The 19,385-nt window shown below is 73.2% G+C and carries 14 protein-coding genes and 1 tRNA gene; 13 read left to right on the top strand and 2 right to left on the bottom strand.

Annotated features, from left to right (window positions below; genetic code table 11):
* Positions 1-22 precede the first annotated feature (22 nt).
* The gene (locus AC3RKA_RS02525; RefSeq protein ID WP_489727441.1) at positions 23-1,243 is read left to right on the top strand and encodes a TIGR01906 family membrane protein; all 1,221 of its coding nucleotides are present in this window, start codon (positions 23-25) and stop codon (positions 1,241-1,243) included.
* Positions 1,244-1,319: 76 nt separating this feature from the next.
* Here the strand turns inward: AC3RKA_RS02525 and AC3RKA_RS02530 are convergent, their stop codons facing one another.
* Positions 1,320-3,158, bottom strand: coding sequence for an AMP-dependent synthetase/ligase (locus AC3RKA_RS02530; protein WP_489727442.1), 1,839 nt, complete (start codon positions 3,156-3,158; stop codon positions 1,320-1,322).
* 68 nt (positions 3,159-3,226) lie between these two features.
* On the bottom strand, positions 3,227-4,840 hold the full coding sequence (locus AC3RKA_RS02535) for a dolichyl-phosphate-mannose--protein mannosyltransferase (RefSeq protein ID WP_489727443.1): 1,614 nt from the start codon (positions 4,838-4,840) through the stop codon (positions 3,227-3,229).
* Positions 4,841-4,936: 96 nt separating this feature from the next.
* Between AC3RKA_RS02535 and rsmI the strand changes: the two genes are divergently transcribed.
* The 12 genes from rsmI to lepB all read left to right on the top strand — a co-directional run bounded on the left by rsmI (position 4,937) and on the right by lepB (position 19,384).
* On the top strand, positions 4,937-5,794 hold the full coding sequence (rsmI, locus tag AC3RKA_RS02540; RefSeq protein WP_489727444.1) for a 16S rRNA (cytidine(1402)-2'-O)-methyltransferase: 858 nt from the start codon (positions 4,937-4,939) through the stop codon (positions 5,792-5,794).
* Positions 5,795-5,967: 173 nt separating this feature from the next.
* The gene (locus AC3RKA_RS02545; RefSeq protein WP_489727445.1) at positions 5,968-7,455 is read left to right on the top strand and encodes an NAD-dependent succinate-semialdehyde dehydrogenase; all 1,488 of its coding nucleotides are present in this window, start codon (positions 5,968-5,970) and stop codon (positions 7,453-7,455) included.
* A gap of 119 nt (positions 7,456-7,574) precedes the next feature.
* Complete coding sequence (locus AC3RKA_RS02550) at positions 7,575-8,528, top strand: TatD family hydrolase (RefSeq protein WP_489727446.1); 954 nt, start codon at positions 7,575-7,577, stop codon at positions 8,526-8,528.
* Between the two features lie 24 nt (positions 8,529-8,552).
* Positions 8,553-10,373: an ABC transporter ATP-binding protein gene (locus tag AC3RKA_RS02555; protein ID WP_489727447.1), complete on the top strand. Its 1,821-nt coding sequence runs from the start codon at positions 8,553-8,555 to the stop codon at positions 10,371-10,373.
* Between the two features lie 60 nt (positions 10,374-10,433).
* The gene (gene rsmA, locus AC3RKA_RS02560) at positions 10,434-11,357 is read left to right on the top strand and encodes a 16S rRNA (adenine(1518)-N(6)/adenine(1519)-N(6))-dimethyltransferase RsmA (protein ID WP_144826170.1); all 924 of its coding nucleotides are present in this window, start codon (positions 10,434-10,436) and stop codon (positions 11,355-11,357) included.
* On the top strand, positions 11,354-12,322 hold the full coding sequence (locus AC3RKA_RS02565; RefSeq protein WP_489727448.1) for a 4-(cytidine 5'-diphospho)-2-C-methyl-D-erythritol kinase: 969 nt from the start codon (positions 11,354-11,356) through the stop codon (positions 12,320-12,322). The genes rsmA and AC3RKA_RS02565 overlap by 4 nt, the downstream gene beginning before the upstream one ends.
* Before the next feature lie 65 nt (positions 12,323-12,387).
* The gene (locus tag AC3RKA_RS02570) at positions 12,388-14,229 is read left to right on the top strand and encodes an ABC-F family ATP-binding cassette domain-containing protein (protein ID WP_489727449.1); all 1,842 of its coding nucleotides are present in this window, start codon (positions 12,388-12,390) and stop codon (positions 14,227-14,229) included.
* A 140-nt stretch (positions 14,230-14,369) separates the two neighbouring features.
* A complete protein-coding gene (locus AC3RKA_RS02575; protein ID WP_489727450.1) occupies positions 14,370-15,863 on the top strand; it encodes a sugar transferase in 1,494 nt (497 codons plus the stop codon).
* 64 nt (positions 15,864-15,927) lie between these two features.
* A tRNA-Gln gene (locus tag AC3RKA_RS02580) sits at positions 15,928-15,999 on the top strand.
* A 37-nt stretch (positions 16,000-16,036) separates the two neighbouring features.
* On the top strand, positions 16,037-17,530 hold the full coding sequence (glmU, locus tag AC3RKA_RS02585) for a bifunctional UDP-N-acetylglucosamine diphosphorylase/glucosamine-1-phosphate N-acetyltransferase GlmU (protein ID WP_489727451.1): 1,494 nt from the start codon (positions 16,037-16,039) through the stop codon (positions 17,528-17,530).
* 118 nt (positions 17,531-17,648) lie between these two features.
* Positions 17,649-18,629 (top strand): ribose-phosphate diphosphokinase, encoded by a 981-nt coding sequence (locus tag AC3RKA_RS02590; RefSeq protein WP_069941482.1) that lies wholly within the window; start codon positions 17,649-17,651, stop codon positions 18,627-18,629.
* A 2-nt stretch (positions 18,630-18,631) separates the two neighbouring features.
* On the top strand, positions 18,632-19,384 hold the full coding sequence (gene lepB, locus AC3RKA_RS02595) for a signal peptidase I (protein WP_216879593.1): 753 nt from the start codon (positions 18,632-18,634) through the stop codon (positions 19,382-19,384).
* Position 19,385: the final 1 nt, after the last annotated feature.

Below are 19,385 nucleotides of genomic sequence, written 5' to 3' on the forward strand. Positions count from 1 at the left end.
CCCACTCGAGAGAGGCACGAGCATGGCTTCCCATCAGGCCGGCCGCGGGCGCGACGAGCGCGCCGGGGCGGAGGACTTCGAATCCGGGCTGGACTACGGCGCGTTCGTCCAGGACGACGCCGCGGACGACCCGAACCGCACCCAGGCGCTGCCCGCCATGGACCGGGACGACGACGGCGGCGCCCAGCACACCTCGGCGCTCAGCCCGGAGGACCTCGCCGCGCTGCGCGGCGAGGACGCGGCAGCCGCGGACCGACGCGACGCCGACCGCCCGGCCGCGGACGCCGACCGCGACATCGTCGCCTCCCGGGCCGTGCCCGAGAGCGACCGGCGGCAGCTGCCCGGCGCCGACGAGCTCGGCCCGCTGAGCGCCGCCGTCGGGGCCCGCGCGGCGGGGTCGAGCGCAGCCGCCCCGGTCGACCGCTACCCCGAGGACGGCACCGCCGCCCCCGTGGCGCAGGCGGCGGCCCTGCAGGGCCCCACGCCGGAGGAGCGCGCGCGCCTGCCCAAGGCGGGCCCGCGCCTGGCGCAGGTGCTGCTGGCGATCCTCGCCCCGCTCGCCCTGCTGCTGGCCGCCGTCCGCCTCGTGGCGAGCCCGGTGTTCCTGTGGCTGGAGTACCACCGGCCCGGGTTCCCCGCGGACCGGTTCGGCTTCACCCTCGCCGACCGCATGCACTACGGCTCCGCCGGGCTGGACTACGTGACCAACCTGGCCGGGCCGCGGTACCTCAGCAGCCTCACGCACCAGGGCGCGCCCCTGTTCACCGAGGTCGAGGTCGACCACATGACGGACGTGAAGACCGTGCTGTGGATCGCCACCGCGGCGCTCGTGGTGCTCGTGGTGGTGTGCGCCCTGCTCATCGCGTCCCTGCTGCGCACCAGCCCCGGCGGGGTGCGCCGCGCCCTGTTCGCCGGCGCCGTGTGGCTGCCGCTCGCGGTGATCGCGCTCGCGGTCCTGGCGGTGCTGGGCTGGGAGACGTTCTTCGCCGGGTTCCACTCGCTGTTCTTCGCGGACGGCACGTGGACGTTCTCCGTGCGGGACGCCCTCATCCGCCTCTATCCCGAGCAGTTCTGGGTGGACGCGGCCGTGGTGGTCGGGCTGGTGACCCTGCTGGCGTCCCTCGTGACGCTCGTGCTCACGTGGCCCACGCGCCGCCGTCGTGAGCTGAGCGCGGACCGCCGCGAGCAGCTGCTGCGCACCCGCCTGCGGTGGGCCCGGGAGGACGACGCCGTGGTGCGCTGACCGCCGCCGGACAGCACCGGGAACGGGCCGGGAGGACGAGGCGTCCTCCCGGCCCGTCGTCGTCCGGGGGGCGGGGTCAGCGGCGGTAGAGGGCCTCGACGTCCTCGGCGTGGTCCTCGATCACCTGGGCCCGCTTGAGCTTCTGGGACTGGGTGACGTGCCCGGAGTCCTCGGTGAAGGGGTGGTCCAGGATGCGGAAGCGGCGGATGGACTCGGCGCGGGAGACGCCCGCGTTGACCTGGTCCACCGCCTCCTGGATCGAGGCCAGCACGGTGGGGTCCGTCGCGGCCTCGGCCGGGGTGAGGCTGAGCTCGCGGTCCAGGGCCCACTGGGTGAGGGCCTCGGTGTCCAGGGTGATCAGGGCGCCCACGAACGGGCGGTTCTCCCCGACCACCACGACGTGCTCGATGAGCCGGTGCTGGCGCAGCGCCTCCTCCATGGGCGTGGGGTACACGTTCTTGCCGCCGGCGGTGATGATCACGTCCTTCTTGCGGCCGGTGATCCGCAGGAAGCCGTGCTCGTCCAGCGTGCCGATGTCCCCGGTGCGGAAGAAGTCGTCCTCCATGGCCTCCGCCGACGCCTTGGGCATGCCGTGGTAGCCGTCGAACACCACGGGGCCGCGGATGAGGATCTCGCCGTCCTCGGCGATCTTCACCGTCACCCCGGCCACGGGCAGGCCCACGGTGCCCACGCGGTGCGCGCCGGGGATGTTCACGGTGGCCGGCGCGGTGGTCTCCGTGAGGCCGTAGCCCTCCACGATCGGGATGCCGGCGCCGCGGAAGAAGTGCACCAGCTCCGGGGAGAGGGCGGACGCGCCGGACACGCACGAGATCACCTCGCCGCCGAGGGCCTCCCGGATCTTGCGGTAGACCAGCCGGTCGAACAGCGCACGCCGGGCGCGCAGCAGGGCCGAGGGGCCGGGGCCGTCCTCGAACTCGGCCTCGTCCACGGCCGTGGACCACTCGATGGCGGTGCGCTTGGCGGCCGCGTAGATCGGCCCGGTGCCGCCCTTCTGGGCCTTGGCCTCGATGCCGGCCTCGACCTTCTCGAACACGCGCGGCACGGCCAGCAGCCACGTGGGGTGGAAGGAGGCGAGGTCGCCGAGCAGCGTGGCCGGGGAACCGGAGTGGGCCACCTGGATGCGGGCGTACAGGCAGATGACCTGGATGGCGTGGGCGAGTACGTGGGCCAGCGGGAGGAAGAGCAGGGTGCGCGACGTCGTCGTCTCCGGGGACCACTGGACCACCTCGCGTCCGAAGTGCAGCACGTTGATGGCCGCGCCCACGAAGTTGCCGTGCGTGATCACGGCGCCCTTCGGGCGGCCGGTGGTGCCGGAGGTGTAGACGATCGAGGCGGGGCTGGCGAGGGTCGCCAGGGAGCGGGCGTGCTCGACGGCGTCGTCCGACACGAACGCGCCGGCCTCGGCCAGCTCCGCCAGCCCCGCGTCCGTCAGCGGGAACGTCGCCACGTCCACGTCCGCGTGCCCGGCGGCCTCGGCGACACGCTCGCCGAGCTCCTCGCTGCCGACGGCGACCACCCGCAGCCCCGAGTCCGTGACGATGTGCTCCACCTGGTGGGCGGAGGAGGTCTCGTAGATCGGCACGGAGACGGCGCCGGCGAACCACACGGCCTGGTCGAGGACGGCCCATGCGTACGAGGTGGGGGAGAACAGGCCCACCCGGTCCCCGGGCTGGACGCCGCGGGCGATCAGGCCGGCCGCCACGGCGCGCACCTGGGTGAGGAACGCGGTGAAGTGGACGTCCACCCAGCCGCCCGCGCCGTTGCGCACGGCGTACACGGGGGCGTCCGGCCGGTCGGCACAGGAGGCGACGATCAGGTCCGTGATGGTGGAGTCCGCCGGCGGCATGCCGACGAGCTCGGTGGCGGACTCATGGACGGGGCTCTGGTTCTGCACGGTCCGAGCGTATCCATTTCCGGGCGTGCGGCGCGCGGTCGGGCACGCCCGCGCCCGCGACGCGGCCGTCAGATCCAGCTGCTGAACCACATCCGCCAGCGCCACTGGTCGTACGGGATGACGTCGCCGATCCACACGGGCAGGAAGAACAGGGACACGGCGACGGCGATCGTCACGTACGCCAGCACCAGGGCCGAGCCCCAGCGGGGCCCGGGCCGGCGGCCCGGCCGCAGCAGCAGCGAGAGCGCCAGGGCGATCATCATCACGAGGAAGGGCTCGTAGGCGATCGTGTAGAAGAAGAACATGGTCCGCTCGGGCCACAGGAACCACACCAGCTGCCCGGCCGCGTAGGCGCCGAGCAGGGCGCCGGCCCGCCAGTCCCGGTGGCGCACCAGCAGCCACACGCACACGAGGACGGCGGCCAGGCCCGTCCACCACACGAACGGGTTGGCGATGTCCGTGATGGCCGCCGAGCACGCGCCCGCGGCGTCCGGCGGGCAGATCCCCTCGCCGGGCTCTGCGCCCTCGTAGTAGTAGCTCACGGGCCGGCCCATGAACGGCCAGGTCCACGGGTTGGCGGCGTAGTCGTGGGGGCTGGTGAGGCCCTGGTGGAAGGTCGTGGACTCCACGTGGTAGTGCCACAGGGAGCGCAGCGGGCCGGGGACCAGCCCGGCGAGCAGGCCCTCCGGCGGGTTGTCCCGGTGCCAGTCCCGGTAGTAGCCGCCCTCCGTGACGAACCAGCCGGTCCACGAGGCCAGGTAGGCGACCAGGCCGCCGCCCACCACGGCCACGAACGCGTACAGGCCGTCCTTCTCGACGCCGGCCCACGCCCAGCGCCGCACCCCGGCGGTCCGGCGCGCGGACATGTCCCACAGGACCGTGAGCAGGCCGAAGGCCGCCATGAACGCCAGTCCGGAGAGCTTCACGGCGCAGCCGGCGCCCAGCAGCACGCCCGCGAGCAGTCGCCACGGGCGCCAGCCGAGCCACGGCCCGCTGGCCAGGGCGTCGCGTCCCCGCCGGGCGACGTCGAGGGCCAGCCGCTCCGCGAGCAGCCGCCGCCCGTGGACGCGGTCCGCCAGGAGCGCGGCGAAGGCCGCGAGCACGAAGAACGAGAGGAAGATGTCCAGCAGCCCGATGCGGGACATCACCAGGTGGTGGCCCTCCACGGCCAGCAGCAGCCCGGCGACCGCGCCCAGGGACACCGAGCGCAGCAGGTGCTGCGTGGCGAGGGCGACCAGCAGGACGGACAGCGTGCCGGCCACCGCGGCGCTGAATCGCCAGCCCACCCCGTTGTCCGGGCCGAACGCGAGCATGCCCAGGCCGATCAGCCACTTGCCCAGCGGCGGGTGCACCACGTAGGCGGCTCCCTCGAGCGGCTCCGCCTCGCCGCGCGCGAACGCGTCGTTGACGTCCTCGTCCCACCGCCGCTCGTAGCCGGACTCCAGGAGGGAGTAGGCGTCCTTGGGGTAGTAGGTCTCGTCGAAGATCAGCTGGTCCGGGTGGGCCAGGTTCGTGAACCGCAGGACGCCGGCGATCATCGTGACCAGCAGCGGCAGGATCCAGTGCCACCGCGTCAGGGGTGCCGCACTCACCCCGAGGCGGGCGCGCAGGGCGGCGACGCCGAAGGGGCCGTCGTCGACCGCGACGGCGGCGGGGCGGGGGGCGAGGGCGGTGGCGGGCACGGGCTCCATGCTAGGGGGCCGGGTGGGCGGCGAGACGTGCACGGTGGCCGGGGCCGTAGGCTCGGGGCAGCCGTCCGTCCGTCGAAAGGTCGTCCCATGCCCGAGGGCCGCATCGTCCTGGCCGCCACCCCCATCGGCAACCTCGGGGACGCGTCCGCGCGCCTGCGTGAACTGCTGGCGGAGGCGGACGTGATCGCTGCCGAGGACACCCGGACCGCGCGGCGCCTGTGCGCCGGCCTGGGCCTCACCCCGACGGGCTGGGTGGTGGCCCATCACGAGCACAACGAGGCGGCCTCCGCCCAGGGGCTGCTGGACCAGGTGCGGGGCGGTGCCACGGTGGCGGTGGTCTCGGACGCGGGCATGCCCACGGTCTCGGACCCGGGGTACCGGCTCGTGGCGGCCGCGGTGTCCGCAGGGCTGCCCGTGACCTGCGCGCCCGGCCCCTCCGCCGTGACCACCGCGCTCGCCCTGTCCGGCCTGCCGACGGATCGGTTCGCCTTCGACGGCTTCGTCCCCCGCAAGGACGGGGAACGACGGCGATGGCTCACCTCCCTGCTCACCGAGGCGCGCACCGTGGTCGCCTTCGAGTCGCCGCAGCGTCTGGCGGACGCGCTGGCCGTCGTCGTGGAGGTCCTCGGTGCGGAGCGGCCGGTGTGCGTGGCCCGCGAGCTCACCAAGCTGCACGAGGAGGTGGTGCGCGGCACCGCGGCCGAGGTGCATGCCTGGGCCGCGGAACGCCACGCAGGGGAGGGGATCCGCGGGGAGATCGTGCTGGTGATCGGGCCGCCCGCCCCCGGCGCCGAGGGCGAGGCGTCCGAGGCGGACGCCGTCGCCGAGGTGGCGGTGCTGGTGGAGTCCGGCACCCGGCTCAAGGAGGCCGTGGCCGCGGTGGCCGGAGCCCACGGGATGCGGAGCCGGGAGCTCTATCAGGCGGTGCTGGCGGCCCGGGGCTGACACGTCCCCGGCTACACAGATGCTCATGTGCCATGGCGCGGCCCCGGTGCCTGGCTAGGATCAGCCGTGGAGCCGCCGCCGGGCGGCGTCGGAATACCCGTGGCCGTCCACCCGTTCCCCTGAGGGACGCGGGGCGTGCCGCCTCCGACCACCGACCCCGAAAGAGGTGCATCATGACCGTGACCGCTGAGCGCGAGAAGGCGCTGCTGGAGTCCGTCCCCACCGGCCTGCTGATCGACGGCGAGTGGCGCGATGCCTCCTCCGGCAAGACCTTCGACGTGAAGGACCCGGCCACCGGCAAGGTCATCGCGAGCCTGCAGGACGCGAACTCCGACGACGCCATGGCCGCCTTCGACGCCGCCTGCGCCGCGCAGGCCGACTGGGCCCGCACCCCGGCCAAGGAGCGCGCCGACATCCTGCGCCGCGCCTACGACCTGATCAACGAGCGCGCCGAGGACTTCGCGCTGCTGATGACCCTCGAGATGGGCAAGCCGCTCGCCGAGGCCCGCGGCGAGGTCACGTACGGCAACGGCTTCCTGCGCTGGTTCTCGGAGGAGGCCGGCCGCCACTACGGCCGCACCCTGACCGTGCCCGAGGGCACCCTGCGCATGCAGGTGCACCATCGCCCGGTGGGCCCGTGCCTGCTGATCACCCCGTGGAACTTCCCGCTGGCCATGGCCACCCGCAAGGTGGGCCCCGCCGTCGCCGCCGGCTGCACCATGGTCCTCAAGGCCGCCAAGCTGACCCCGCTGACCACCCAGCTGTTCGCGCAGGTGATGCAGGAGGCCGGCCTGCCCAAGGGCGTGCTCAACGTCGTGGCGGGCTCCTCCGCCTCGTCGATCTCCAGCCCGATCCTGCAGGACCGGCGGCTGCGCAAGGTGTCCTTCACCGGTTCCACGCCGGTCGGTGTGAGCCTCATGAAGGACGCGGCGGACAACGTGCTGCGCACCTCCATGGAGCTCGGCGGCAACGCCCCGCTCATCGTCTTCGAGGATGCGGACCTGGACGCCGCCGTCGAGGGCGCCTTCGCCGCGAAGATGCGCAACATGGGCGAGGCCTGCACCGCCGCCAACCGCTTCCTCGTGCACGAGGACGTGGCCGAGGAGTTCACGCAGAAGTTCGTGGCCAAGCTCGAGGCGCTCAAGCCCCTGCGCGGCACCGACCCGGAGTCCACCCTCGGCCCGATCGTGGACGAGGGCGCGCGCGACGACATCGACCAGCTCGTCCAGGACGCCGTGGCGGCCGGCGGCGAGGTGCTCACCGGCGGCCACAAGATCGAGGGCGACGGCTACTTCTACGCGCCGACCGCGATCAAGGTGGAGAAGGGGAACCCGATCCTCCAGCAGGAGATCTTCGGCCCCGTGGCCCCGATCGTGACCTTCTCCTCCGAGGAGGAGGCCATCGAGATGGCCAACGACACCGAGTACGGCCTCGCCTCCTACGTGTTCACGAAGGATCAGGCCCGGATGTACCGCGTGGCCGAGAGCATCGAGTTCGGTCTCATGGGCTACAACGTGGGTGTCATCTCCAACCCGGCCGCGCCGTTCGGCGGCGTGAAGCAGTCGGGCCTGGGCCGCGAGGGCGGCGCCGAGGGCATCGAGGAGTACACCTCGGTGCAGTACATCGGCATCGCCGACCCGTGGGCGGCCGCGAAGGCCTGACCCCTTCGCCGAGCCGTGCCCTCCGGGGGCGGTGTCGGGCGGTATCCACGTCGGATACCGCCCGACACCGCCCCCGAGGCGTATCAGCGGCCCGGGCTCGGCTCCCTAGAGTGGGGTGCATGGCCCACGCATCCGAGACCCCGCTCGCCTACCGCGCCCCCGCCCAGCAGCCGGACGACGACGGCGGCCCGCGCCGGGACGCCCACGAGGAGAAGTCGGGCCGCAAGCGTCGTCTCGAGTACCCGCCCGCACCCGAGCCGCTGCCGGTGCCCGTCGTGGACAACCACACGCACCTCGACTTCCGCGACGGCCTGGTCCGCGTGGACGTCCACCAGGCGATGGACGCGGCGGAGGCCGTGGGCGTGGTCGGCGCGGTCCAGGTGGGCTGCGACGTCGCCTCGGCCCGGTTCACGATCGCGGCGATCGAGGCCGAGCCCCGCCTGCTCGGCGCCGTGGCGCTGCACCCCAACGACGCGGCCCGCCTGACCGAGCGCGGCGAGTTCGAGGAGGCGTTCGCGCAGATCGCGGAGCTCGCCCGCCACCCCCGCGTGCGCGCCGTTGGCGAGACGGGCCTCGACTACTTCCGGACGCAGGACGAGGCCGGCCACGCGGCGCAGCAGGAGTCCTTCCGCCGGCACATCCGACTCGCCCGCGAACTCGGCACGGCCCTGCAGATCCACGACCGGGACGCGCACGACGACGTCGTCCGGATCCTGCTCGAGGAGGCGGCCGACGGCGGGCTGCCCCCGCACGTGGTGTTCCACTGCTTCTCCGGTGGCCCCGATCTGGCCCGCACGTGCGCCGAGCACGGCTGGCACATGTCCTTCGCCGGCCCCGTCACCTTCAAGGCCAACGACGAGCTGCGCGAGGCGTTGCGGATCGCCCCGGCCGAGCTGCTGCTCGTGGAGACGGACGCGCCCTTCCTCACGCCGCATCCGCACCGGGGCCGCCCCAACGCGCCGTACCTGGTCCCGGTGACCCTGCGGGGCATGGCGGAGACGCGCGGAGACGACGTGGCGGCCCTCGCCCGCGCGGTGAGCGAGAACACCGCCCGGGTGTACGGGGCGTTCTAAGCCGATCCAGACCCGGCCCCTAGGATGGGCGACGTGCTGACCCGACTCCTCAAAGCCCGGCTGCCCGAGGGAACGCAGTACCTGGTGGACCGCCCCATGCGGATCCGCCTCGTGTTCGTGGTCCTCGGGTCCGTCCTCGTGGCCGGCCTCGAGATGGTGGCGCTCGCCTCGATCATCCCGCTGGTCAGCCTGCTGACCTCGGGTGAGCTGGGCTCCCCGGTGCTTGAAGGGCTGCTGGCCCGGTTCGGGGCCGTGACGGTGCCGGAGCAGACGGTGGCCTTCGCCGTCGTGATCGTGCTGGCCTTCCTGCTCAAGGCGATCCTGGTGCTCGCGTTCCGCTGGTGGACCATGGGGTTCACCAACCAGAACCTCATCCGCACATCCGCCACGCTGCTGCGCTACTACCTGCGGGCTGACTATGGCCTGCACCTGACGCGCACCGTGGGCACCCTGGTCAACAACGTCACCGGCACCTCCAGCATGGCCTACACGGGCGTGGTGAACGCGTCCGTCACGTTCCTCACGGAGGCCGTGACGCTCGTCGCGGTGGCGGTCGTGGTGGGCGTCTCCATGCCGCTGACGGGGCTCGGGATGGCCCTGTACTTCCTCGCCGTCGCCTGGGTGATCAAGACCGTGATCCGCCGCCCGGCCTCGCGTCTGGGCTGGGCCCTGGTGACCACGGGGGAGCGGGCCAACACCGCGGCGCTGCAGGGCCTGGAGAACTACAAGGACGTGAAGATCCGCGGCAACGACTCGGCCTTCATGGAGGAGTACCGGGCCGCCCGCGCGGAGAGCGCGGAAGCCACGCGGCTCAAGATGATCCTCACGATGATGCCGCGCTACGTGCTCGAGGTCGCCTTCGTGGCCGCCATCGCGGCGCTCGTGGCCGTGGCCTTCATCCAGGGCCGCGGCGGGGAGGCGTTCGGCTCGCTCGCCCTGCTCGCGATGGCCGGCTTCCGTGTGCTGCCGTCCATGGCCGCGCTCATGGCCACCACCAACGAGATCCGCACCTCCTGGCCGGCCTTCGAGCGCACGACGGCGGAACTCGCCGCCGCGCAGCCGGTCCTGCACGCGGCGGACCGGCCCTACGAGCGCGTCACGTTCGAGGAGTCCATCGAGGTGCGGGACGCGTCCTTCACCTACCCCGGCAAGGCCGAACCGGTCCTGCGCGACATCGACCTGCGCATCCCCTTCGGCTCCTCGTACGCCTTCGTGGGCGGCAGCGGTGCCGGCAAGACCACCCTGGTGGACCTGGTCATCGGCTTCCACCACGCCCAGCGCGGTGGGGTCTACGTGGACGGGGTGGAGCTCGAGGCCAACCCGCGCGGCTGGTGGGACAACGTGGCGTTCGTCCCGCAGTCCGTCACCGTGGTCAACGGGACGGTGCTGCACAATGTGCTCCTGGACGTCGAGGCCGCCGAGACGGCGGACCGGGCCGAGGTGGAGCGCGTGCTGCGCGAAGCCCAGCTGGGGCAGTGGCTGGACGAGCTCCCCGACGGCCTGGACACCGTGATCGGCGAAGGGGCCGTGGGCGTCTCCGGCGGCCAGCGCCAGCGCCTGGGCATCGCGCGCGCGCTCTTCCGGCGCCCCCGCCTCCTCGTGCTCGACGAGGCGACGTCGGCCCTCGACAACCTCACGGAACGCCGGGTCACCGAGGTGATCGAGTCGCTGCGCGGACGGATCACGGTCATCGTGGTCGCCCACCGTCTCTCCACGGTCAAGCGCTGCGATCAAATCGTGCTGATGGACCAGGGGCGGATCATCGGCCAGGGCACGTTCGCCGGGCTGCAGGAGACGAGCCCCGAGTTCCGCGAGCTCGTCCGGCTCGGTGACCTCTCCACCTGAGCGGAGCCCGCGCCGCTGCGCCCCGGTTACCCCGTCCGGTACCCCGATAGACTCGCGGGCATGGTCCAGCCCTCCCCGCACCCCGCCCCCGCCCCGCTGCTGAGCGCCGCGGACGTGCGGCGCATCGCCGCCGAGCTGGACCTGCGCCCCACCAAGCAGTGGGGCCAGAACTTCGTGATCGACCCGAACACGATCCGGCGCATCGTGCAGGCCGCGGACGTGACCGCGGACGAGCACGTGCTCGAGATCGGCCCCGGGCTGGGCTCGCTCACCCTCGGCCTGCTGGACGCGGCCGCCGCCGTCACCGCCGTCGAGATCGACCCGGTCACCGCCGCCCGCCTGCCGCGCACCGCCGCCGAGTTCCGCCCCGGGGCCGAGGACGCCCTCGCCGTGCTGCACGCGGACGCCATGACGCTGAGCGAGCAGGCACTGGCTGAGGTCCGGCCCGCCGCCGCCGCCGGCGGTCCCACTGCGCTCGTGGCGAACCTGCCCTACAACGTGGCCGTGCCCGTGCTGCTGCACGCGCTCGCGGTCCTGCCGGGGCTGCGGCACGGCCTGGTGATGGTGCAGGAGGAGGTCGCGGACCGTCTCGCGGCCGGGCCCGGCTCCAAGGTCTACGGCGTGCCGTCCGCCAAGGCGGCGTGGTACGCGGACGTGCGCAAGGCGGGCACCATCGGCACCCAGGTGTTCTGGCCGGCTCCGCGCATCCACTCCGGGCTGGTCGCCTTCACCCGGCGCGAGCCGCCGGCGGGCGGCGCTTCCCGCCGGGAGGTCTTCGCCGTGGTGGACGCCGCCTTCGCCCAGCGCCGCAAGACCCTGCGCGCCGCGCTCGCATCCTGGGCGGGGTCGCCGCAGGCGGCGGAGGATGCCCTGGTGGCCGCCGGCGTGGACCCGCGCGCCCGCGGCGAGGCCCTGGACATCGCGGCCTTCGCGCGGATCGCCGAGCACGGCCCGCGGCGTGCGGCGGAGGAGGTGAGCGCATGACGACGGAGGACCTCGGCCTCGACCCCACGGCCCGGCACGTCACGGTCAGCGCCCCCGGCAAGGTGAACCTGTCCCTGCGGGTGGGACCCCCCGGCGCGGACGGCTACCACCCCGTGGCCACCGTGTACCTGGCCGTCAGCCTGCGGGAGACCGTCACGGCGATCGCGCGCACGGACGGGAGGATCACCGTCGGCCCGTCGGGCCGCCACATCAGTCTGGTGGACACCCAGGACGTGCCCTGGGACGAGCGCAACCTCGCGCACCGCGCCGCCGCGCACCTGCGGCGCACCCTCGGGCTCGATCCTGACACCCACGGCGTCCACCTCGAGGTCGCCAAGCAGGTCCCGGTCGCGGGCGGCATGGGCGGCGGCTCCGCCGACGCGGCCGCCGCGCTGCTCGCGTGCAGCGTCCTGTGGGAGACCGGGCACACCCGCGCCGAGCTCGCCGAGCTGGCCGCCCCGCTGGGCGCGGACGTGCCCTTCAGTGTGCTGGGCGGCGCCGCCGTCGGGCTCGGGACCGGGGCGGAGCTGACCCCCGTCGCGGCCCGCACCCCGGTGCACCTCGTCCTCGTCCCGGCGGACGCCGGGCTGTCCACCCCCGTGGTGTTCCAGACCCTGGACGAGCTGCGCCGGGAGGGCCACCTGCCCGACGGGCCGGCGCGCCCGGAGGTGAACGAGGCCGTCCTGCGGGCCCTCACCGCGGCCGACCCGCTCGAACTCGCCACCGCCATGGACAACGACCTGCAGACCCCGGCCGTCGTCCTGTTCCCCGAGCTCTCGGACGTCCTCGACCTCGGCCTGGACGAAGGCGCGCTGCGCGGCATGGTCTCCGGCTCCGGCCCCACCCTGCTCTTCGTGGCGCAGGACGAGGCCTCCGCGCTGCGGTTGGCCTCGGCCATCGAGGAGCGCACGGGCGTGCGCGCCCTCCCCGTCCACGGCCCCGTGCCCGGTGCCCACGTGCTCTGACACCCGGCGGCGCACCCCGCCGCACCCGACCACCCCTCCTCCGTCCGGAAAGGACCACTCCCTCCATGGCCCACCTGCTCGGCGCCGAGAACATCGGCATCGCCTTCGGCACCCGCACCGTCCTCGAGGGCCTCTCCCTCGGCGTGGATGAGGGGGACCGGATCGGACTCGTGGGCCGCAACGGCGACGGCAAGTCCACGCTCCTGCGCATCCTCGCCGGCCTCCAGGAACCCGACACGGGCCGCGTCACCCGCCGCGGCGGCGTCCGCGTGGGCGTGCTGGATCAACAGGACCGGCTCGACCCGGAGCACACCGTGCGTCAGGCCGTGGTCGGGGACGTGGACGACCACGTGTGGGCCTCGGACCCCAAGGTCCGGGATGTCCTGGGCGGTCTCCTCGACGGCTTCGACCTGGAGCAGTCCGTGCGGGGCCTCTCCGGCGGCCAGCGCCGTCGCGTGGCCCTGGCCCGCCTGCTCGCCGGGGACGACGACGTCCTCTTCCTCGACGAGCCCACCAACCACCTGGACGTCGAAGGCGTCGCGTGGCTCGCCCGCCACCTGCAGCTGCGCTGGCGCCCCACCGACGGCGGCCTCGTGGTGGTCACCCACGACCGGTGGTTCCTCGACGAGGTCTGCACGCGCACGTGGGAGGTGCACGACGCCACGGTGGACCCGTTCGACGGCGGCTACGCGGCGTGGGTGCTCGCGCGCGCGGAGCGCTCCCGGCAGGCGGCGGTGACGGAGCAGAAGCGTCAGCAGCTGGTGAAGAAGGAGCTCGCCTGGCTGCGCCGTGGCGCCCCGGCGCGCACGTCCAAGCCGAAGTTCCGCATCGAGGCGGCCAACGCCATCATCGAGGACGTCCCCGCCCCGCGCGACTCGGTGTCCCTGGCGAAGATGGCCACGGCCCGGCTCGGCAAGGACGTCCTCGACCTCGAGCACGTGAGCCTGACGCTGGGGGAGAAGCCGATCCTCGACGACGTCACCCTGCGCCTGGCACCCGGCGAGCGGCTCGGCGTGGTCGGCGTCAACGGTGCGGGCAAGTCGACCCTGCTGCGCCTGCTCGACGGCCGCATCGCCCCGGACGCGGGGCGGGTGAAGCGCGGCAAGACGGTGGTCTCGGCCACCCTCACCCAGGACGTGAAGGAGCTCGACGACGTCGCCCACCTGCGCGTCGCCGAAGTCATGGCCCGCGAAGGCTCGTCCTTCCAGGTCGGTGACCGCGAGATGTCCTCCGGCCAGCTGCTCGAGATGCTCGGCTTCGGCACCTCCCGGCAGTGGACTCAGGTCTCCGAGCTCTCGGGCGGCGAGCGCCGGCGCCTGCAGCTGCTGCGCCTGCTCGTGGGCGAGCCCAACGTCCTCATGCTCGACGAGCCGACCAACGACCTGGACACGGACACCCTGGCCGCCGTCGAGGACGTGCTGGACGGATGGCCGGGGACCCTCGTGGTGGTCTCCCATGACCGTTACCTGCTCGAGCGCGTCACCGACCACCAGGTCGCCCTGCTCGGGGACGGCAAGGTCCGCGGCCTGCCCGGCGGGGTGGACCAGTACCTCGAGCTGCGCGCCGCGATGGACGACGCCGGCGGCCCGGCCCGGGGAGCCGGCGCGGCCCGAGGCCGCAACGACGTCGTCGGGACATGCGCGGGCATGGGCGGACCGGAGGAGGACACCGGACCCACCGAGGCGGAGCGTCGGCTGGCCCGCAAGGAGATGGCCCGACTCGAGAAGCAGATGACCCGGCTCCGGGACCGCAGGTCCGGCCTCGAAGCGCGGATGGCCGAGCTGGGGCAGGCGCAGGACTTCGACGCCCTCACCGCGGCCTCCGCCGACCTGAAGGACCTCGACGCGCAGCTGGACGTCCTGGAGGAGGAGTGGCTGCAGGCCGCTGAACTCGCCGAAGGGGACTGACCGGCGGGCGCGCACAGGAGAGTGTGGCAGGTGGCACAGCTGAAGGCTGTTTCCGGCCTACAATCGGGGGCCGGGGCACAGCACCATGCCCGACCCCCACGACGTGGACCATCCCCCGCGTCAGGACGGAGGAGCAGAGCGTGATCGGGAGTCCCGGTGATGAGTCGACCGCGCTCCGCATGGGCTCGACTGCCCGCGGCCGTGTCCTGGGCCGGCCCTGGGAGCGGGGCCTTCCGCTGCTCGTCCTCATCGTGGACGTGGTCGCGGTCCTGCTCGCCACCTTCGTCTCGGCCCAGCTCCGCTTCGGCGGACCGCGGCGCACGACCCTCCCCGGCGCCGAAGTCATCGATTACAGCGTCATCAGCCTCGCGCTGAGCGCGGCCTGGGTGCTCGCGCTGACCATCCAGGGCTCGCGGGACATCCGGATCCTGGGGGTGGGCAGCGAGGAGTACAAGCGGGTCCTGCAGGGCACCCTGTACCTCTTCGGCACCGTCGCGATCCTCGCCTATGCGGCAGGTCTCGAAGTGGCGCGCGGCTACGTGGGTCTGGCTCTGCCGCTGGGCGTGCTCCTGCTCCTGCTGGGCCGGTTCCTCGTGCGCGGGTGGGTGGCGCGGCAGCGCCACCGCGGCAGGTTCCGGCGGCGGCTCCTGCTCGTCGGCGGCCCGAAGGCGGTCCGGCACATCTTCCAGACCCTCGACTCCGAGGCCGGCGCCGGCTACGCCCCCGTGGCGGCGGCTCTCCCCGGATACAAGGCCCGGCGGGAGGACTACCTCCCGATACCGGTCTCCACGGACCTGGACACCGTGGAGGACGTGGTCGCCCTCGTGGAGGTGCGCGACGTCGAAGCCGTGGTGATCACCTCGGGCCACTCGTTCGTCCCCGGCGACGTCCGCCGCCTGGGCTGGGACCTGCAGGAGCGCGGCGTCTCCCTGATCATGGCGCCCGCCCTCGTGGACGTCGCCGGACCCCGCCTCCATACACAGCCCCTGGCGGGTCTGCCCCTCATCCACCTCTCCACCCCGCGCCTCTCCGAGGGCAAGGCGTTCGCCAAGCGGGCGTTCGACGTCGTCGCGTCGGGGCTGGGCCTGATCGCCATCTCGCCGCTGCTGATCGCCGTCGCGATCGCGGTCAAGGCCACGGACGGCGGGCCGGTGCTGTTCCGGCAGGAGCGCATCGGTCTCGGCGGCAGGCCGTTCACCATGCTCAAGTTCCGTTCCATGGTGGTGGACGCCGAGGCGATCCGGCAGCGGCTCGTCTCGGACGGCGGGGATGCGGACGTGCTGTTCAAGATGAAGGACGACCCGCGCATCACCACGGTCGGCAAGTTCATCCGCCGCACGAGCATCGACGAGCTGCCCCAGCTCGTGAACGTGCTGCGGGGGGACATGTCCCTCGTGGGCCCGCGGCCCCACCTGCCGCACGAGGTCGAGGCCTACGAGCAGTACGTGCACCGCCGCTTCCTGGTGCAGCCCGGCATCACGGGCCTCTGGCAGGTCTCCGGCCGCTCCGACCTCCCGTGGGAGGAGGCGGTCCGCCTGGACCTCTACTACGTGGAGAACTGGTCCATCCTGGGCGACCTCGTGATCCTGGGCCGGACCGTCAAGGCCGTGATCGCCGCCGACGGCGCCTATTGACCCCGGATCCGCGCGACCTGTGTGGAAGAATGGGCCGTCGTCGCCGCCCCCTGGGGTCCGGCGCTCCGCCCTGGTGTAATGGCAGCACGCCGGCCTTTGGAGCCGTGCGGTCTAGGTTCGAATCCTAGGGGCGGAACCCCCGTCCTCTGACCCCCACCGGTGCAGGAGCCCTCATGTCCCAGCCGTCCGCCCGTCCCTCCGCCGTGATCGTCCTGGCCGCGGGCCAGGGCACCCGCATGAAGTCGACGACGCCGAAGATCATGCATGCGATCGGGGGGCGCTCGCTCGTGGGCCACGCGCTCGCGGCGGCCTGGTCGCTCGCGCCGGAGCACCTCGTGGCCGTGGTCCGGCACGAGCGGGCCCGCGTGGCCGAGCACATCGAGACGGTGGCGTCGCAGCTGGGCATCGACGCGCTGGCGATCGCCGACCAGGACGACGTGCCGGGCACCGGCCGCGCCGTCGAGCTGGGCCTGGCCGCCCTGCCCGCGGACCTCGAGGGCACCGTCGTGGTGACCTACGGCGACGTCCCGCTGCTGACCCCGGAGACCCTCGCCCGCCTCGTCGCGGACCACGAGGCGGACGGCAACGCCGTCACCGTGCTCACCGCCACCCTCGAGGACGCCACGGGGTACGGCCGCATCGTCCGCGACGCCGAGGGCCTCGTGGAGCGGATCATGGAGCACAAGGACGCCCTCGCCCACGCCGAGTCCACGGGGGACGACTCCTTCGTGGCGATCCGCGAGGTCAACTCCGGCATCTACGCCTTCGACGCCGCCCTGCTGCGCCGCACCCTGCCGGAGATCTCCACGGACAACGTGCAGGGTGAGAAGTACCTCACGGACGTGCTCGGCATGGCCCGCGCCGAGGGCGGCCGCGTCGCCTCGGTGGGCACGGACGACGTGTGGGAGGTCGAGGGCGCCAACGACCGCCGGCAGCTCTCCGACCTGGGCCGCCAGCTCAACGACCGCGTCCTGCGCGGCTGGATGAAGGAGGGTGTCACGGTCGTCGACCCGTCCTCCACGTGGGTGGACGTCACCGTCTCCCTCGCCTCGGACATCACGCTCAAGCCCGGCACCCAGCTGCACGGGGCGACGTCGGTGGCCACGGGCGCCGTCGTCGGCCCGGACTCCACCCTCACGGACACGCAGGTGGGGGAGGGTGCCGTGGTGAAGCGCACCGACGCCACGGAGGCCGTGATCGGCGCGGGCGCGACCGTCGGCCCGTTCACCTACCTGCGCCCGGGCACGGTGCTGGGGGAGGACGGCAAGATCGGCGCGTTCTACGAGACCAAGAACGTGATCGTGGGCCGCGGCGCCAAGCTCTCCCACCTGGGCTACGCCGGGGACGCCGAGATCGGCGAGTACACCAACATCGGCTGCGGCAACATCACCGCCAACTACGACGGCGTCGCCAAGCACCGCACCGTGATCGGCGCGCACGTGCGCACCGGTTCGAACACGGTGTTCACGGCCCCGGTCTCGGTGGGCGACGGCGCCTACACCGGTGCCGGCGCGGTGGTCCGCGACGACGTCCCGGCCGGCGCCCTGGCGCTGAACGCCGTGGCGCAGCGCACCATCGAGGGCTGGGTGCCCGCCAAGCGCCCCGGCAGCACGTCCGCGCAGGCCGCGGAGGCGGCCGGGGCGACCGTCGCGGACGCCGAGGGCTGATCCCTCGCACCCTAGGATGGGTGCGAGGACCGGGCCGCCACGGGCGGCCGACGCCGACGCCGGGCGCCCACCGCTGTCGGTCCTGGAACGCGAGACGACGAAGGATGTTGAGGACGTCATGACGGAGCTGAGCCGCAGCGAGGACAAGCGACTGGTGCTGGCCACGGGCCGCGCCCACCCCGAGCTCGCGCAGGAGATCGCCGAGGAGCTGGGCACCGAACTGCTCCCCATGAGTGCCTACGACTTCGCCAACGGCGAGATCTACGTGCGCTCGGGCGAGTCGGTGCGCGGCAAGGACGTGTTCATCATCCAGTCGCACCCGGCGCCGCTGAACAACCACCTCATGGAGCAGCTGATCATGGTGGACTCCATGAAGCGCGCCTCCGCCCGCCGCATCACGGTGGTCTCGCCGTTCTACCCGTACGCCCGCCAGGACAAGAAGGGCCGCGGCCGCGAGCCGATCTCGGCCCGTCTCGTCGCGGACCTGTACAAGACCGCCGGCGCCTCCCGTGTGATGAGCGTGGACCTGCACACCGCCCAGATCCAGGGCTTCTTCGACGGCCCGGTGGACCACCTGTTCGCCATCCCGCTGCTGGCGGACCACATCCGCTCCAGCGTGGAGGGCGAAGAGGTCACGGTCGTCTCCCCGGACACCGGTCGCGTGCGCGTGGCGGAGCAGTGGGCGGACCGCCTGGGCGGCGTGCCGCTGGGCTTCGTGCACAAGAGCCGGGACCTCACCGTTCCGAACAAGGCCGAGTCCAAGACCGTGGTCGGGGACGTCGAGGGCCGCGTCTGCGTGCTGATCGACGACATGATCGACACGGGCGGCACGATCGCCGGCGCCGTGCAGATCCTCAAGGATGCCGGCGCGAAGGACGTCATCATCGCCGCCACGCACGCGGTGTTCTCGGACCCGGCCGCCCAGCGGCTCGCCGAGTGCGGCGCCCGCGAGGTCGTGGTGACCAACACCCTGCCGATCCCGGAGGAGAAGCGCTTCGAGACCCTCACGGTGCTCTCGATCGCCCCGCTGATCGCCCGCGCGATCCGCGAGGTCTTCGAGGACGGCTCGGTCACCAGCCTGTTCGACGGCGTCGCCTGACCATGGCCGAGCGCCTCGAGCCGGTCCCCGGGGACGACGTCGACGGCGGGGCGGGCGCCGCGGGGCAGCCTCGCCGTCCGCGCCTGCCGTTCTGGGCCTCCCTGCTGCTGAACGTGGTGGTCGCCATCGCGGTCGTCGCCGTGGTGCAGGCCCTGTGGGTGAAGGTGTACTCGGTGCCGTCCGGCTCGATGGAGAACACCCTTGAGGTGGGGGACCGCATGCTGGTCAACCGCACCGCCTACCCGGATGGGATGGCCGACTCCCAGGACGTGGTGGTCTTCACGGCGAACGAGGACTGGGCGACCCCCGCGTCGCCCGAGGGGGCCGTGGAGAACGCCGTCCGCACGTTCGGCGACCTCACCGGCATCGGCCGCTCGCACGAGCAGGCGCTGGTCAAGCGCGTGATCGGCACCGCGGGGCAGACCGTGGAGTGCTGCACCGCCGAGGGCGCCGTGACCGTGGACGGGGAGCCCTTGGACGAGCCCTACATCCACAATGACCTGCCGTTCATCCGGGACGAGCTGGACTGCGAGTCCGAGGTGATGTCCGCGCGCTGCTTCGGCCCGGTCACCGTGCCGGAGGACTCGATGCTCGTGCTCGGCGACCACCGCTCGAACTCAGCCGACTCCGTGATCGCGTGCCGCGGCATCCCCGCCGACCAGGCCGGGGACTGCGCCCGCTTCGTCACCCGCGAGGACATCGTGGGGGAGGTCTTCGTGACCGTCTGGCCGCCCACGCACTGGGGCGGGCACTGAT

The organism is Micrococcus sp. iso_229, assembly GCF_058072725.1.